General features: G+C 51.4%; 11 protein-coding genes. 4 read left to right on the plus strand and 7 right to left on the minus strand.

Annotation, left to right across the window (positions count from 1 at the left end; genetic code table 11):
• Positions 1 to 22 precede the first annotated feature (22 nt).
• The 5 genes from VE954_RS26920 to VE954_RS26940 all read right to left on the minus strand — a co-directional run bounded on the left by VE954_RS26920 (position 23) and on the right by VE954_RS26940 (position 7,925).
• On the minus strand, positions 23 to 958 hold the full coding sequence (locus VE954_RS26920; RefSeq protein ID WP_324958708.1) for an ABC transporter permease: 936 nt from the start codon (positions 956 to 958) through the stop codon (positions 23 to 25).
• A complete protein-coding gene (locus VE954_RS26925) occupies positions 955 to 2,502 on the minus strand; it encodes a peptide ABC transporter substrate-binding protein (protein ID WP_324958710.1) in 1,548 nt (515 codons plus the stop codon). The genes VE954_RS26920 and VE954_RS26925 overlap by 4 nt, the downstream gene beginning before the upstream one ends.
• Positions 2,503 to 2,515: 13 nt before the next feature.
• Positions 2,516 to 3,379, minus strand: a complete 864-nt coding sequence (locus VE954_RS26930; RefSeq protein ID WP_324958712.1) for a cyanophycinase — start codon at positions 3,377 to 3,379, stop codon at positions 2,516 to 2,518.
• A gap of 16 nt (positions 3,380 to 3,395) precedes the next feature.
• Positions 3,396 to 6,047, minus strand: a complete 2,652-nt coding sequence (locus VE954_RS26935; protein WP_324958714.1) for a TonB-dependent receptor — start codon at positions 6,045 to 6,047, stop codon at positions 3,396 to 3,398.
• 264 nt (positions 6,048 to 6,311) lie between these two features.
• Positions 6,312 to 7,925: a hypothetical protein gene (locus VE954_RS26940; protein ID WP_324958716.1), complete on the minus strand. Its 1,614-nt coding sequence runs from the start codon at positions 7,923 to 7,925 to the stop codon at positions 6,312 to 6,314.
• Positions 7,926 to 8,331: 406 nt separating this feature from the next.
• Between VE954_RS26940 and VE954_RS26945 the strand changes: the two genes are divergently transcribed.
• Entirely contained in the window at positions 8,332 to 10,827 is a 2,496-nt protein-coding gene (locus VE954_RS26945) for an ATP-binding protein (protein WP_324958718.1), read from the plus strand.
• A gap of 111 nt (positions 10,828 to 10,938) precedes the next feature.
• On the opposite strand, the gene VE954_RS26950 is transcribed toward VE954_RS26945, so the two are convergent.
• Together VE954_RS26950 and VE954_RS26955 are read right to left on the minus strand one after the other, a co-directional pair.
• Positions 10,939 to 12,102, minus strand: coding sequence for a hypothetical protein (locus tag VE954_RS26950; RefSeq protein WP_324958720.1), 1,164 nt, complete (start codon positions 12,100 to 12,102; stop codon positions 10,939 to 10,941).
• Between the two features lie 188 nt (positions 12,103 to 12,290).
• Positions 12,291 to 14,243, minus strand: coding sequence for an adenylate/guanylate cyclase domain-containing protein (locus tag VE954_RS26955; RefSeq protein ID WP_324958722.1), 1,953 nt, complete (start codon positions 14,241 to 14,243; stop codon positions 12,291 to 12,293).
• A gap of 388 nt (positions 14,244 to 14,631) precedes the next feature.
• On the opposite strand from VE954_RS26955, the gene VE954_RS26960 reads away from it, so the two are divergent.
• The 3 genes from VE954_RS26960 (at position 14,632) to VE954_RS26970 (ending at position 16,618) form a co-directional block, all read left to right on the plus strand.
• Entirely contained in the window at positions 14,632 to 15,297 is a 666-nt protein-coding gene (locus tag VE954_RS26960; protein ID WP_324958724.1) for a glutathione S-transferase family protein, read from the plus strand.
• 96 nt (positions 15,298 to 15,393) lie between these two features.
• On the plus strand, positions 15,394 to 16,041 hold the full coding sequence (locus tag VE954_RS26965) for a dihydrofolate reductase family protein (protein ID WP_324958726.1): 648 nt from the start codon (positions 15,394 to 15,396) through the stop codon (positions 16,039 to 16,041).
• Between the two features lie 85 nt (positions 16,042 to 16,126).
• On the plus strand, positions 16,127 to 16,618 hold the full coding sequence (locus tag VE954_RS26970) for a VOC family protein (RefSeq protein WP_324958727.1): 492 nt from the start codon (positions 16,127 to 16,129) through the stop codon (positions 16,616 to 16,618).
• The last annotated feature ends 220 nt before the right edge of the window (positions 16,619 to 16,838 follow it).

Consider the following 16,838-nt stretch of genomic DNA (forward strand, 5'->3'; position numbering starts at 1 on the left):
CATCCTTTAAAAGCAGCAGTTTTCATGCCTGTAAACGAATTCTCGGATCCAAAAGACCAAGGATCATATCAGCCAGAAGATTCATGCCTATCACGAGAGCGGATGCCAACGTCGCAATGCCCAGGACCAGGGTATAGTCACGATTGATGGCGCCACTGATCAAATAGCGGCCGAGACCGGGAATATTAAAGACCTGCTCCACAATCACGGTGCCGACAAGAATACTGGACAGGGCTGGGGCCAAATAGGTGACCAGGGGCATGAGGGCTTCACGTAAAATATGGATTACGATGATTCTGAATTCTCCCAGGCCTTTGGCGCGCGCGGTGACAATATATTTTTGTCGCATGACATCGAGCACAGAGCCTCGCAGCAGTCGAGCAATCGCCGCAATATCGTAAAGTCCCAGACAGAGCACCGGGCCGATCACGTACTGCCAGGTCCCAGACTCCCAGCCCGCCACGGGCAAAAGGCCAAGACTCACGGAAAAAACAGCTACAAAAAGAGGAGCCAGAACCATCGGTGGCACGCTCTTGCCAAGCACAACGCTGGCCATAATGAAATGATCGATCCAGGTGTTTTGCCGGAAAGCCGATATAACACCCAGTGTGAGTCCCACCGAAAGTGCAAAGAGCATAGCGAGGATTCCAAGACGCGCTGAGATTGGAAAGGCCTCCTGGATGATCGCGCTCACCGATCGATTCCGATAGATATAGGAGTTTCCAAAATCTCCCACGGCGGCATGTTTCACAAAAGACACATACTGTTCCAGAAGAGGGCGATCAAGACCGTACTGCTGGGCCAAACTCTTCTTAAGTGCCGCCGGTAGTTCTGAATCGCGGTCCAGGGGACTGCCTGGAGCGGCTCTGACGAGGAAAAAGCTCACTGTTAGCACCAGCCAAAGCATGGGCAGAGCCAAAAGCAATCGTTTGAAAGCATAGACAAGAAAAGTCATCATAGGCTCCTGAAGTCCTGACCCAGGGACAGCGATTTCAAACTATAAAAGAGCCTGGGATTGTCGACCAGGCCCCTGACATGGGATTTCCAAAGACTGCTCGAAACATTGAAATACAGGGGTATGATCACGGCATCGTCCACGACGAGTTGCTGCTCGGCGCGAGCAAAGGCTGAAAAGCGTTGGCTGGGTTCTTGAATCCGAGACGCCATTTCCAGACGCCGCTGGTATTCGGCATCAGCATAACCCGTCAGGTTGTTGGAAGCATTGTCCGCTGTAAATTTATCCAGATAGCTTTTGGGATCATTGAATTCTGTGGTCCAATCCGATCGGGCCACATCATAACGGAGATGCCCCAACTTGTCGTAAAAAACACCACGTTCCCGGCCGCTGGGGGAGACATTGATATTCAAGGCCCGCTTCAGCATGGTGGAGATCGCCAGGGCCATTTTTTCTGATTGGGGATTGGATGGATATAACAAGGTCATATTCGGAAAATTCCTGCCATTGGGGAAGCCTGCCTCGGCCAAAAGATTTCGCGCCCTCGGGATGTTTTCTTCGATCAGGGGACGCCACGGATAGCCCGGAATCCCCTTGGCAATAAAGCCAAAGGCAGGCAGCTGCCCTTCTCTCATCACTCTCTCTGTCAATGTCTTGCGATCCAAAGCCATGGAAAGCGCCCTTCGAACCCGGCGATCGCGCAAGGCATGGCCCTGCGTATTCAAGCGAAGATAGACGGTATTCATCACGGGCGAGGAGTGAAATTCTGGATGATTCTTTAATCGAGGCCTAAGGGCTGGTGGGACACTTCGTATCCAATCCACTTGTCCCGCTTGGTACATATTCCAAGCGGTTTTGGGGTCCTCAATGGGATGGATTTCAACCCGATCCAATTTTACCTGGCCTGGGTCGCGATAGAGTTCATTTCGTTCCAGGGTCATCTTCTCTTTGAGTTTCCATTCCCTCAAACGAAAGGGGCCATTGCTTACCAGATTCTGCGGCTCGGTCCATCGTAGTCCAAATTTTTTGATAGCCAGGTGCGGCAAGGGATAGAAGACGGGAAAGCTGAGAAGCTCGATAAAATATGGGGTTGGAGCTCCGAGGGTAACCACCAGAGTATGGTTTCCTTCTGCTTTGGCTCCCACCACGGTCTTCAGGTGGTGCGAGTAAAAGGCGCCTGTTTCGGGTCGAAGATTGCGCTGCCAGGCGAAGACGAAATCGTCTGCCTGGACAGGTTCGCCATCGCTCCATTTCGCTCGGGCATCCAGTTGAAAGGTATAGATCAGTCCATCTTTGGATATCGTCCAGCTTCGGGCTATTTCAGGAATCGGCTGCAGGGTTTTGGGATCGAGTGACACAAGACCTTCAAAAAGACCACGAACAATGATATTCGCATCATTGCCATCCGCAAGGGCCGGATCAAGCGACTCGATTTCTCGCGTGTTGGCCATGCGAAATGTTTTCAGTTTTGCCAGCGCCATGGATTGGCTTGCAAAACAGAGCAGCAGGATTGGGCCGATCAAACAATGAATCCCAGGTGTTTTCAAGCGAATGGTCCTCTCATGCCAGGAGTATGGGGAAGGGCCAGGCAGCTCCTTCCCAAACCAGACCACAATTCAAGTTTTCCACCAATCTGAGTTGTCCCTGCGGTTCAATTTGCATGTCAGCCTGCCTTGCGTTGACATAAAACACACAGGATTCGCCGACAACCCGGGGTGAAACGTATTCACCACTGCGGCCATTGAAGATTAGGGCCGTGCCTTCATCGACTCCGATTCCCAGATGGCTCGGATAGTCCAACACGACAGAAATCAATCGGTTGTGCCTTTGCCGCTTCACAAAATGCTGATCCAAAATAACATTCTGTAGCAAACCAAAACCTGGCGTGACTCCGACATTCTGCCTTGCGATTCTTGTACAGCGGGTCTCATCGACTGTTATAGCTTCAGGCTCCGGCTGGCTGAAATCACCCGTCAGAGCCAGTTCGGACTGAATCTGCAGACCCGCGCTGGTGCCCGCGATCACAATTTTTCCCAAGCGCCACAGCTCGGTCAATCGCCTTTCGAACTTCGTGTTCCGCAAAGCCGCAAGGAGAATACGCTGATCGCCGCCAGTAAAAAAGAAGACATCACACTCATCCAGAATGGCCATAGAGGATGGCGCGTTCGCGATGGCTCGTAGCTCATCTTCCGGTCGTCCGACCGAGCCTTCGCCCAGGACGCAGATGCTGCGGCAGCCATGGCGGGAGCGAAACAGGTTTTCTGCCGTCGTTCGGCCGGTTCCAGGAATCTGGCTACCCCAATCACATAACACAATGCGACTGTCCTGACCTTGGGCGAGTTGCAGGATTTCAGCCGTGATATTCACAGGAACGAAACCCCCACCGATCAGCACTAACCTGGCATGAGCAGGATTCTGAATCATTCACTCTCCGGCGCCATTAAAGCACTTGATTGATGTTCACATAGAAGAGCCTGCCATCAGCCGAATAGAGTTCACTCACTCTCTGCAAATCGCCTGTACGTTCGGTGTCGTCCTTCGGGAAGTCCTTGTTGAAGATATTTAATGCGCCCAAGGCAACGCTGCCATTCCAAGGATGAGACCAGGCATACTGAGCATCATAGGTCGAGAACGAAGCCAAGGTTCCTGTCTGTTCGGGTGTCGGGGTCTTTCTCTGCTTGCCAATGATGCTATTGCGTAAGGTGAAGGATTGATTTCCCAAGGCCAGATTTCCCGCCTGAACCATCCGCCAGCTCGGATGACCGCGATCCCCGAGGACGTTGATTTGTTCCGCTCCTGGAAAAGGAACGGTTTTCGAGTAAATCTTTCGACTGTAGTCACTGCTAAGTGAGAGGCGATTGGAACCAAATTTCAGACGATACTCCCCGCTTAGATCATAACCTGAATCTTCGGAACGCCCGAGGTTGGCAGTCGGGACACGGATGCTTTCAAGAGGCCCGGTCGAATCATCATTGACATGAATAATATCGATTCCCGGAAGGGGCTGCCCGGCCGCCGCGGCATCAAGAGCTTTTTGCGCATCCACGGGCCGCACGATATCGTTGATTTTGAGATACCAATAGTCCACTGTCAGCGAAAGTGAATCGAAGGGATCAGCCACCAATCCAGCGTTATAACCCAAGGAAGTTTCTTCCTGGAGGTTTTTGTTACCGTAGGTTTCCACTTTCACTTCATCCTGCCGCTCCGGAATGTTATTCAGGTTGGGTGTGTCGTAGAGATTCGCCGATCCAATGGAACCGCCGTTGTAGATTTGATGTAAAGTCGGCGCCTTGAATCCGGTTCCGACATTGCCGCGAACCAGCAGTCTCGACCAAGGTCTATACTTCATGCCCAGTTTGGGATTGGTGGTCGATCCAAAGTCGCTGTACTGATCATGGCGCGCTGCAATCTGAACATCCAGCTGCTTGAAGATAGGCATTTCCAGCTCGGCATAGACGGCATTCACCGTGCGCTCGCCTCCTCCACTTTTGTTTTCTGCGACCCCAAAGACGTTACCCGTCTGCGAAATATCATCGATGGTTTTCTGATAAAACTGATTAAATTGGCTCGCACCGACTGCCAGCGCCGCTGCTCCACCGGGCAATTCGAAAATGTCACCGGTCGCATTCGCATCAAAGGAACGCAGGCGGGTTTCGTTCACGGTCGTCGGCACGTAGGCGGCTTGATCGACAAGCGCCGCAAGCTTGGGGTCGGCCAGGTTCGTTTCGAAAGGATCAAAATTACCATTGCCGATATTATTCGTAACCAAATCCTCCAGGAAAAAGCCACGAGGGCTGCGGGAATCTTTCCGACTTTGCGATTGAGCGCCGCTCACGTTCCACTCCCAATCCTGCGCGAAATCGCCTTTAAGCCCAACACTCGCCCCGAATCCTTGGTTGATTTCCTCCCAGGTTCGATTGCCCCAGGGCAGCGCTCGATAGCGGACCACAGCATTCGTGCCCGGTGCGAGTTCCTGCCCACTGAGATTCAGGGAAGGTTTTAAAAGCAGGGTGCTAGCAGGAATGGTAAATGATCCCGCATTGGGAGCCATATTCCACAGGTTTTCATTCTGTTGTGCCCTGAGCGTGGAATAGAGGGAAACGCTGTCATTGATCTGGTAGTCAATGTTGCCCAGGAAGCCCAGGTCCTGGCTTTCGGGAGCAAAAGCTGCCGTGTTTCCGTAGTTATAGGAACAGAGACCCCTGCCCACGCGCGGAAGATCAGCAGGACAATTGGCTGAAGCATAGTACGCTGTTTTTGTAAGGGCATTGCCCTGATCATCGGTCTCGACCAGACCTGTTTCCGGATTCTTCACCAATGTTGTCAAACCAATGTTGGCTGGAATGGAAAAGGAGCTGATGCCCTCCCTGGTCCATGCACGATCTCGATAGAAAACCGGCTCGGCATGGCGATGGCTGAGAGCAGCCAGAACTCGATAATTCGATCCCACAACGCCGTTCACATAGCTGAATTGAGTTTGTTGGCCACCTTTGGCTTGAGGACGGGAAGCCCTTGCATAGAAGGCCGATCCTTCGAAATTCTTTTTACTGATGATGTTCACCACACCACCCGTGGCATCTGAACCGTAGATGGCGGAAGCCGAATCCTTGAGGACCTCAATGCGCTCGACAGCGGCCATGGGAATCATCGAAAGATCAACCACACCGAGTCCACCTTCATCAGGCAGCCGGCGGCCATCGAGCAGCACCAGAGTATTTTCCGGACCAAGGCCGCGCAGATTCACATGGGTGACGTTGCCTCTGGGATCGTTCACGGTTTGGGAGGCATAGGATCCATCGATGGAAACCGCCATATTTTGCAGAAGTTCACCCACTGTGGAAACTCCGCTTTTTTGAATCGCTTCCTGATCAATTTGAATGATCGAGGACACGCCTTCCACATCGGTGCGCTTGATACGAGAACCTGTGACCTGAAAGCGTTCGGGAGCTTTGGTGTTGTTCGAGGGCTCGGTTTTTTGGATGGCTGCATCGCTTGATTGGGCTTGAGCCGAGGTCTGCATGGTGCTGCAGATGGTCACACTGATCAAGAGCGCAGTTATTCCACGACGAAGGGGTATCGAACCTGCAGTCACTGGAAACACCTCCATTAAGGGCCATTGCATCGGCGGATATTATTTTGCCAGTTCCTTCCCCAAGGCTTATCGAAAAAAAATGCCAAGGTCAAGGAACGTGAAGTTTTTATTTCATTAATAGGTGAAACGCTCTTGTAATATGACATTCGAAATTACAATCGCGTCTTGTGTCTGATGAGAAAGGATTCTGCGGCGGGAGTAATCTGGAAGCTTGAATGCGATAGGAAAAGCGGTGCCATGCCTATGCGACATCGTTTGCTGAAATCAGAGGATGACTCTCCCAGTGGCCAAATTGAACTGGGAGCCTGGCCGAAGCAGATGCACACGCATTTTTTCCCAGGTTCCGGTCTGGACAGGCTTGTTCGCACCGTACTCCTCATACACGTAGGTGCCGACCCCACGGTTCAACGACGCGCGACCATCGAATATCAAGGCGCTCGAACTTCTGCCAGATTGAATTGGGTCGAGACGAATCCATGCTTTCCCGGTCCTGCAACTCGTGGCGCCGAGTCGCGCCTGCATCAATGTCGGCAAGGCCACAGAAATATTCGTAAGACCTGACCCTAAGGCATAACGCTGCGCGTTCAGTCGGTTCTCGGGCTGTCCAAAGTCGAGGTCAAAGGCGTGTGTTAACCAATAGGCGCAACCGCGCTTGGACGTGCTGATAAGGTCTCCTTCGAGATACGCATATTCGATTTCATTCATGGTCACAAGCTTGCCTGTCATGGGATCGGTCACGCGAAAATACAATTGTGAAGCGGCCTCGCCGTCGGCTTCACTGGCCCCTGGAATGGAACGTGGAAGATTTTCCAGGCAGGATCTATGGGGGGTGGTTGAAGGCAACGCATAAGAGCGGACGTTCGGACTGCGTTGAAGAATTGTGCCAGCTTTGGCGCCGGAAATTTGCACCTTGCTGCCAGACAGCAACAAGGAGGAAGGCATATCCAGATAGCTGGCCTGAGCCGATGGACTCAAAGCACTCCAGGATCGACGGTCCGGGATAAAAAATTCCGCGGCCCGTGCTCCTATCACTTCAGCTGTCCAGGCCTGAAGCCTCGGGTTGAATTCGATAAGGGCACCTGTGTCGCTGTCCAACGCCAAGGCCATGGCCCGTTTTTCGCTTCGGCTTTTTCCAGCTTCCCATGCCGCGAGTATCGCCAAAGCCCGAGCGCTCCGTTCCCGGTCCCCCGTATGTGTCTCGATATAAAAGCGTGGGAGATTGGGCAAGACTTGAGCCAAAAAAATGGTCGCAAGTTCGTCCGCACGGAGCTGAATTTTCTGCATGAAAGACGAAGTACTCGTGGCGCTGGTGATCCTGGGCAAATAGATCAGCGTGCCTTGCAGCGCCGCTCCAGCACTTTTGCCCATGATCCCGGACCCATTTCTCAGGTTATCCAGCATCCGGAGGTGCAGTCTGGTTCCGACCCAGAGCTGGTGAATGACAGTCTGGTCACCACCAGGGATGTAAAATATTCCGCAATTTTCCAGATCCAAGGAATCGATGGCAGCACTATCAGCTTTCTCGCGCGATTCAAAGTAGTGTGTCTTTATTCTGGATTCGTCAGCGCCAGCTGCCATAAACAGGCCTCTTTCCAGAGCAACTCCGGGCTCAGATTCCGGACTTTCGGGTTTGTGTTCCAGCAAACAGATATCGCTGCCAACACTTGCACCAGCATCCCTGTTTCGTTGGAGTTTTTCCAGAGCTTTTCCATGTATTTCCACCTGGGCGGGTTTCAATATACCGTTGTCTCCAGCGCTGGCACCTCCGCCGATTGGCACCAAAAAGCCATAGGAACGCGGTACTGCCGACCAGCCATGCGTTGCACTTATCAAAGTTCCCAAGCCCGATAGCAACAATCCGGAGAGTAAATGCTTCACGGAAATCCTCCTGCTCTTTGTTCATTGGCTTTTTTCTGGATCTAATGGCTTCTACACCGACCTATCAAAAAAAGCAATTTAGCCTGAGCAAGGGGAGCCACGTTTCCTGTTCATATCTATATGCTTTTGTCTTTCTTAGTGAGTTCCTGATTTAAGGCAGATTTTATTCTTTGAAATGGCTCATGGTCAGGTTAGATATCGATCCAAGCCCTGGTCGACTCTCGGCTTTTAGATAATGGCGACTTCAGTTAAACTTGAACTTCAAGGACAACCTGCATCGACAGAACGGGACTGTATGCCTATCACAGCCAGAACATATCTCTTTTTCCTGTTTCTGTTGCTCGCCACAAGCGCAGGCTTTTTCGATCTCTGTCTGGGAAAGGACCTGCAACTTGATGAAACACACTTGCAAAAGATTCTGCCGAAGGGATTTTCCCAGGAAAACTTCGACAGACAGATCGAGCTGCTCAGAAAACTTGAACAGGAGCACAAGGATCCGGTCCTGCAATATCTGATCATCCGGGAAACCGCCTTCATTCAGTATCTTAACGACCTTGACAGAGACGCCTACCAAAACTGCCAGCGCGTGACGATGAAACCCAAGGACTTCAGGCTGCGATTCATCTGTACCACTGTCATGGAAACGGCAGGAATCGACCGCGCGCAGCAGATTGAGAAATTCAGGGAAATCTATCGTGACGCTATTCAGCTGCAAAACACGACGGCTGCAATTCAAAGCCTCAGTTATATTGGCTGGAGGCAATCCGAAGATGGCAATGTCAGCGACGCACTCTCCACGTACCATGAAGCCCTGAGTTTGATTCCGCTTTCTGACAGCGACCTAAAAATATCGGTCTACATAGAAATCGCCACCTTATATTTCAACCATGGCGACCGTGAGTACATTCTGAAAGGCGTCCAAATCCTCAAAGATCAGTTGGACTTCCTCAAATCAGTCAAGAATTCCGCCCCGGAAAAGGACCAGGTAAAAACCAATTTTAGAATTGAAATAGTATTGACCAATCTCGGCAGTGCGTACCTCTTTCATTTGAATGACCAGGATTCTGCACTGCAAGTCCAGGACGAGATCATCCAAATCTCTTCGCAAAAATCCCGGCTCATGCAAGCTTATACATTTAAGGCATTGATACTGGCCCTCAGAAAGGAGTCCCAGGCAAGTCTTGAAATGCTGAACAAAGCCTATGAAATAAACCGCAGTCCAGCCCCATTGTTTGAGTGCTACCATTCCCTCATCAGGAAATATAATGGCCTGAAAGCTAATATGGATTCCTGCTCCAGACTTCCAGAAAACATTCCTTTCGAGTTTGCGAAAGACCTGACGAATCGATTTATGAACACCGATCGAAGTTCAGCAGAAAACTTCTTTTTGCGACGATTCTTCACTAAATTCCTCAACAAGATCGAGCCAGAATTACGCAAGAAAGGCGCTGAAATCGCCTCCAAAACTGAAGTCGCGCGACTGGAAGCGGAGGCCAAAATCAAGGACGAGAAGCTTCGCAGCGCGGAAAAAATCAAGAAGCTCTTCATTGCCATTTCCATAGCGTCGGCAATTCTTCTCATTCTCCTTCTTCTCGTCTTCAAAGCTCACCATACCATCAAAAAGAAAAACAAGGAGATCAAGGTAACGACGTCCAATCTGCAGCAGGTCCTCGATCAGATCGAGGAAGGAATCATAAAAATCGAAACAGATGGGAATATTGCGACGTTGGCTTCCAGTTATGCAGTTAAGCTTTTCGGTGAAAAATTTTACGGAAAGCCATTTGATGTTCTTTTGCAAAAACTTGGTCTCGACGGTGATCAACTCGCTATGGCCACGGAAGTCATAGCCAACACCCTGGGTGAAGACGTGATTTCCTGGGAAATTAACGGCAGCAAACTCCCATCAGAAATTCAAATACAATCGAAGCCCTTCATCTTGTTTTGGAAAGCCATCGAACTCGAAGGCCTTGTCAACAGTCTGCTCCTTTCGATTCGGGATGCCAGCGCGTTGAGAGAACTGCAGGTCAAGGAAACCGAACAGAAAGCCCTCCATGCCGTGATCAAATCCGGAGCCAAGGGCTCGGCATTCATAAACCACCTGGCAGAGTATCTCGACACACTATCCGACCATTCCGACGATAAAATCAGAATTCTGAGAAAAATCCACACCTTCAAAGGCGAAGCAAGAAGTTTCGGATTCTTCGAAATCCAGGACGCCATTCACCGGCTGGAAACCGCCTTGCAATCCAGCGGGATAGACCCAGCATTGCCAGAATTGAGGGAGCTCATCGATGCTGTCAGGTCCATGCAGAGAATCGTAAAGCAGATGTTTTCTGGAGTGCAACTGAGCAACTCCGATGATATCCATTCTGATATCTCCAGCATCCTGAAGGAAACCCAGCAGCGACTTCTGACAAAAGGCCTCGAATTGGAAAGTCACGTGCACGTAGCTTGGTGGAAGTTTACCGACAAGGAACGTCATTCCATCAAGGAAATTTTCCTGCATGGCGTGACCAATGCTATCGATCACGGTTTCCTGCGTCCTATTGAGAAGGGACAAACCCTGGACCCACTGGTGTCACTCACCATCCGGGTCGATAGACGTCAGGATAAAAACTTTGTTGAAATTATCGATTCAGGGGCGGGGATTGACTGGACTGCCTTGGAATCCATGGCCAGACAAAGAAACTGGCAACCGGACCCGGGGCGTCCTCTCTCCGATCTGCTCTTTAAGGACGGCGTCTCAACCGTAGTGGCCACTGAAATCAGTTCAACGTCAGGTCGCGGCGTGGGGCTGGCAGCTTTGGCTGCAGCCAGTCAAGAATTAGGAGGGGATATTATCCTTGTCGATTCTCCTGCCGGACGGGGAGCCTGTTTGCGCATATCCTGGCCAGCCCGGTAGTGGCTTTGGGACACCGGTCTGTCCTTGAGTGTCGGGGTTCGTTGCACCGAAGCCACAACTCATTGTAATTGCGAATCAATAGCCCAACCGCAAAACAAAGAGGAGCCGCTCTTACTCTTCCAGCCCCATCAGGACATAACTGAAAGCTACATCTGAAGCCCGACCATCAAGGGCGGAAGCTCCAGTATCGACAATGTTCAGAGTTGAGTACGTGAAGGGCCCATACTCCGTGCCATTCACTTTAAGGAGGGCACTGCGCGGAGCCGTATCGAGAAGCAGCGCAAACCGCACCATCCCGAGGGGCAAGCCCGTAAGCTGATGCAAGAGAACTCGTGGGTTATCAGCCGTTTTAGTGTACAAACGAAGGGTCTGTCCACCTAGTCCGTCACGCTTCAGCATGCAGAAGACTTGACCAAAGCTGCCGTTGCCATAGTCCACATTAAACCAGAACTCAGCCCCCATGGCAGCTGGATCCGTTGTTTCAGTCAAGTGAGCCATGGCGAAGTCCAAAGAGACTTTTCGGGGTGCCACTACAAAGGGACTGGACTTGAGCAGGACCACGCCCGCAGTGCGAAACAAACCATTCACAAAACTCTCGCCCGTGATCGATCCTCGTGTGACAAGCCAATCAGCTTGGCCATCCCCGTTGCGATCGAGGAGAGACGGGTCGTTATCAAATGAAGCGACCCAACTTCGGCTCATCTGGGCCAGAGGGTAGGACAGCGCGACCGGCGTTGGAAAATCAGCTGTGGTCTCGAGGCGCGTCGGAACATCTGCCTTTCCCGACAGGACCGATGTGGAAGAGGTTTGATAGTCCACACCATCCAACTTAAAATTAACTTTGACGCCTTGGATGGACGCTCGAGTCAAGCCCGAAGGCATGGTAAAGGCAATATGCCACGCTTCGGCTGGACCAAGCATAATAAAAGGAACTGAAATCAATCCCGCGGCGCTTTGCAGGTCGATGCCTGTTATCGTTGCATTCTGATGTTTCTTGCCACCTTCAAAGAGACCACAGGCATGGAGCTCCTCACGACTGCTAAACACCGTGAAAGGTCCACAATCCGCACGGAGAAAGCCGCCACCTATCGGTACTGGTTCCAACGCGATCGTCTCTTCCGGATTACTGGACTCGACCTCCTGATCCCGGCTCGTGGTTGCAGCGGCTTCGGAGTTCACGCTGTCTTTCCTGACGACTTTGGACGGCTGGCAGCCTTGCAGCCACACAGCTAGAAAAGCCGTGATCACAATTGTGACGAATTGTAAGGATTTCATGCGGTATTCTCCTAAGGAAACTATCGGCCGATCACTCGCCGAGCTGAATTCACAATGAATTAATCTCAAATAGTAGGGGCTTGAGGGATGCATCAACAATCGGCTGATCACTCCTGAGAGACAGCAGATCCATACTCAATTGGAGCTTCAGTATCTCGCTGATACATCAAGGACGGGTAGCATCCAAATTAAACGGCTACGGCGGGCTCGGGCTGTTCTGCGCGATCGGTTTTATCGAGATAAGTATAAAAGAGACGACCGGCCGTGTGATCATCACGAACGGCGAGGCCAACATCGGCAAGATTTACCATCACAAAGTCAGCGCGCAGGTCGCGGTCAAGGGAATGGTAGACCCTCTCCTGAATAATAAGAATCGAGCGCGGCTGCTGTGCGGGAAGAATCTTCTTGCGCATCTCCTCATAGCGCGTTGCGAGAATCACAGCCCGGCCGTAGAGATCATATTCCTTGGTCCCCGAATCGGGATAAAAACCGATGACGTTGTCGAGGGCGATTCCAACGCCACAGCAAATAGGATCGTTCGGCTGCAAAAATTCTGACTCCTCCTGCAGCACCTTATAAAAGCGACGCGCGAGTCGTACGGAATCATTGGCCGTAAAACCCGTAGGCGAGGCGAAGGGATAACCAATGGAACAGAGAAATCCGTCGCCCATTTCTTTGATGCGATACGCGTTGGAACGAAGACTCTGACCGTCATATCCTTCCATCATGATCTCGTTGCAGCGGCGAAAGACGTTGCGCAGGAAGTCCTTGGCCTTCTCGTGCTGTATCCTGGAGCTGCCAATGATGTCAAAACTCATGACGCAGGCTTCACCTGGGGCGGTGGGCATGGTGTCTTCCAGGTTCAGCCCTGCTTTGATCCTTGCGATCTGGTGCGGGTAAACGACCTTGGTCAGCTGCCCATAGCCATGCAAAGACGATAAGGACATATTCTTGTAGCGCACGACGAAAATCACAGTATGGATCATGAGAAAACACGCGAAGAAGTAATCAAACGCATAGCCCGCACCCTTCACCCAGCCGAGGCTCAGCATGATATCGTAGGGAACGGAAACGGCCGGCAGCAATGTTGCCAGGAAATTGAGTAAACTATAATTTTCCCCACGTAACGTGGCTGCGAAGTTCAGCACGACGCCCATCATAGTGAACACGACCAGGTGCGCTTGGTAATAGACGGCGAACCGACCCCAGAAGGTATAGGGCGTGGTGAGAGTCAGAGCAGCGATGGGAGCTATCGAAAGGCAGGCAAGATAAAGCAGCAGGCGGCTCGCGCGACTCGGGAAGTACATATGAGTAATCGCCAGAAATCCACACGTTGGCACGACAAACACCGAATACTCGAGCTTATAGCGAATTTCAAAAACATGCTGCGGGCTGAGGAAGCCAAGTATGTGTTCCAAATAGGAGTTGGTGCAGATAATGCGAATGGCTCCGCCGAGGCAGATGAGAAGGAAAATGATACTTTCCGCCCGGCTGTTATTGAGGACGATCATCGTGGCGAAATACAGAGCGATAATCAGAAATGTACCGAGTGTGACAAGCTTAGGTGCATCAGCGCGGTAGAACCAGGAGGATAGGGCCGGAGACTGACCAAAGTAAATCGGTTTACGCAGTCCGGCTTTGATGTTCTGAAAATTGCAGATTTCAATATAAAGATCTGCGTCGTTTGTAGGAACCTGAGGCAGGAAGATCAGGGCCTCCTGCATGATCGGTACGCAGGTCTCCTTGTCACGACCAAAACTGCCTTGAGAGTATTCGAAGCGCTTCTGTCCTTCAATCAAGGTCAGGCGATAAGCCGAGAACGGCACACCCATGGTCATGGTCAATCCCTCAGGAACACCGCCTTTGATCCTGAGGTGATACGTCCCATGGCCCGTGGGCTGGTCCCAGGAATGAGGAATACTGACGAGTTGGGCCTCTTTCTGCGTGTGCTGGTCAAGAATTTCATCGCGGGTCTGACTCGGATGAAACAGCATTGTTCCTTCGAAACGAGTCATGGGATGCGGAATCGGAAGAAAACTGATCATACCGGCTTCAGCTTTGAGGCTCTGCCATTCGCGATGGCAACCCAGGCCCGAGAAGAGGCATAGCCCTAAGCCTAAGATTAGCCTCCAGATGCCCATATCGTTGCTTCCTGAGAAAAGGAAAAGGTCCTGTTCCCTTGTCGCAACAAAGCAAGAAAAAACTGAGGGCACGAGGGGAGCAAGAGCTTGGAAAACATGCAAAAAAGACTGTTTAACCGAGGAGAGTCGCGGGGTCATAATCGTAGGCCCTCTTTTCGTTTCCTGGAAAAAGTCCGATTTCTTCCAGGGCAGCCAGCGTATACTGGTGCCAGTTGATGCGTGCTCTGACGCGGGCCAGCACTCTCGGTCTGGTAATCAAAATTAACGACACTCTAACTACTGGGTATATCGTGCACATCAAGAATGGGTATCTTGATGCCATTGAAGGCTTTGTTTACGCGATGACTTGTGGCCTGGGGATAGGCTATAAGTTCAAGATGAGGTCAAAATGATGAAAGTTTATGTTTTCAAATCTCTGCCGCCGTTTCTTTGGGGCTACACGCGCGATATCCGTGCGATGTGGGCGCTGGAGGAGTGTGGAATCGCGTACGAACCCATCGGACTCGACTGTGGGCCGAACGGTCTTCAGGATGAATCCTGGTTCGAGGCGATTTCGTCTTTCAAACAGGTTCCTGCGATAGACGACGACGGATACATGTTGGCTGAGTCGGGCGCGATTCTTCTCTACCTCGCGGAGAAGTCAGGAAAATTGATTCCTAGTGATTTGAAAAGGCGCGCGCAAGTTTATCGCTGGACGATCACGTCCTTGAATAACATCGAGCCGTTTGCGCTGCCGATTTTCTTTGCCGATCTTCAAGATGATTCGAATCCCCACATGAAGGCATTGCGTCCATGGCATGTCGATATACTTGGGCGTTTCTTTCCGACGATCGACGCAATGTTAATGAATCAGCCCTTCGTGACAGGCTCTGATTTCACAGTCGCTGACATTGCCCTGACCTGCGTGCTGCGCGAACTTCGCAAGACGGAGGTCCTGAGCCAGTATCCTCAGCTCGAGAAATACAGGCATCGCTGCGAAGAGAGACCAGCGTTCATGAAAGTTATTAACGAGTACGAAGACCGATTGGGCATCGCTCGCGGGAGTGCAAGGTAGGGGAATCGAAGTTTGAGAGTCGGCGCCTTGTGGCATTACTTATGCAGCCCTCAATACTTTGATGACAATCATTTTTGGGTAAGGAAGGGATGTTGAATGGCTAAGCTTGTTGTTCGTTGCTTTACGCTTTCTCTCGACGGGTTCTCGGCGGCTCGTGACCAAAGTCTTGAGAACCCATTTGGGACCGAAGGAATCAGGATCATGGACTGGGCCTTTGCCACCAGCACATTCCGAAAAATGTTCGGCCAGGCAGGTGGCAGCACAGGCATCGATGATAAGTTCGCCAGGGAGGCGGATCAAGGCATTGGCGCGACCATCATGGGTCGCAACATGTTCGGCCCGATGCGGGGGCCTTGGCTCAATGAGGAATGGAAGGGTTGGTGGGGACCCAATCCGCCCTATCATACGCCGGTCTTTGTTCTAAGCCACCATGCAAGGCCCTCGATTCCCATGGAAGGTGGCACCACGTTTCACTTTGTCACCGAAGGCATCGAAGTCGCCCTGAAAAAGGCCTTCGAAGCCGCCAAAGGTCGGGATGTTCGGTTGGGAGGCGGAGCCTATGTGATCAAACAGTACCTTCGCGCTGGGCTCATCGATGAACTGCATCTGGTGCTGACCAACAAACTCCTGGGTGCGGGAGAACGCCTGTTCGAAGGCACGGATGAGATAGCGAAAACTTATGAGTGCGCCGAGTACATAGCGTCTGAAACCGTGACTCACGTGCGCTTGGTCAAGCGTACTTAGGTGGGGTCTTACTTGTAATATCAGGAGTTGTGGATTTCCGGGAAAGATCCACGCACTCGCTGAGTCATTAACCACGGAGACATACATGACGAATTCCATTCCTAAGGCTACGATCTGTTTGTGGTACAACCGTGACGCCGAAGAAGCTGCTCAATACTATTCCAAAACTTTTCCTGACAGCCGCATCCGCAGTATACAGCGGGCACCGGCTGACAACCCCAGTGGCAAAAAAGGTGATGTCCTGGTTGTCGAATTTACTGTGCTTGGCATCCCCTGCATTGGCCTTAACGGCGGACCGATGTTTAAACAGAGCGAAGCCTTCTCTTTCCAGGTTTCTACAGTGGATCAAGCCGAAACCGACCGTTATTGGAATGCAATTGTCGGCAACGGTGGGCAGGAGAGCCAGTGCGGCTGGTGCAAAGACAAATGGGGTTTGTCCTGGCAGATCACCCCGATAGCATTAACCGAGGCGATGGCAAGCGGTGACGCAGCAGAAGCCAAGCGAGCGTTTGAAGCCATGATGAAAATGAAGAAAATTGATGTTGCGGAGATCTTGCGGGCACGGGCTGGTAAATGAGGACTTCGAGCTTGTACATTTGGGGCTCATTGGATTCATGAGCATGCAGGAGTAAGATAGGGATCATAAGCCATTGCAGCGAGAGTGTAAAATTTCCTGTGTAACCAACCACGGTTTCATATGACGTGATGAGGAATACGATCCTCAAAAACGATTCTCAATTGACCCAATATCTGCGACCATCCCTGCTTGCTTTTGAAAGATCCCTTCAAGTCAATCG

Source organism: Oligoflexus sp. (genome assembly GCF_035638955.1).
GTDB lineage: Bacteria > Bdellovibrionota_B > Oligoflexia > Oligoflexales > Oligoflexaceae > Oligoflexus.

Coding starts and splice junctions, on each gene's coding strand:
- VE954_RS26960 (WP_324958724.1), top strand. CDS start 14,632: ATGATGAAAGTTTATGTTTTCAAATCTCTGCCGCCGTTTCTTTGGGGC.
- VE954_RS26955 (WP_324958722.1), bottom strand. CDS start 14,243: ATGGGCATCTGGAGGCTAATCTTAGGCTTAGGGCTATGCCTCTTCTCG.
- VE954_RS26920 (WP_324958708.1), bottom strand. CDS start 958: ATGATGACTTTTCTTGTCTATGCTTTCAAACGATTGCTTTTGGCTCTG.
- VE954_RS26965 (WP_324958726.1), top strand. CDS start 15,394: ATGGCTAAGCTTGTTGTTCGTTGCTTTACGCTTTCTCTCGACGGGTTC.
- VE954_RS26930 (WP_324958712.1), bottom strand. CDS start 3,379: ATGATTCAGAATCCTGCTCATGCCAGGTTAGTGCTGATCGGTGGGGGT.
- VE954_RS26970 (WP_324958727.1), top strand. CDS start 16,127: ATGACGAATTCCATTCCTAAGGCTACGATCTGTTTGTGGTACAACCGT.
- VE954_RS26950 (WP_324958720.1), bottom strand. CDS start 12,102: ATGAAATCCTTACAATTCGTCACAATTGTGATCACGGCTTTTCTAGCT.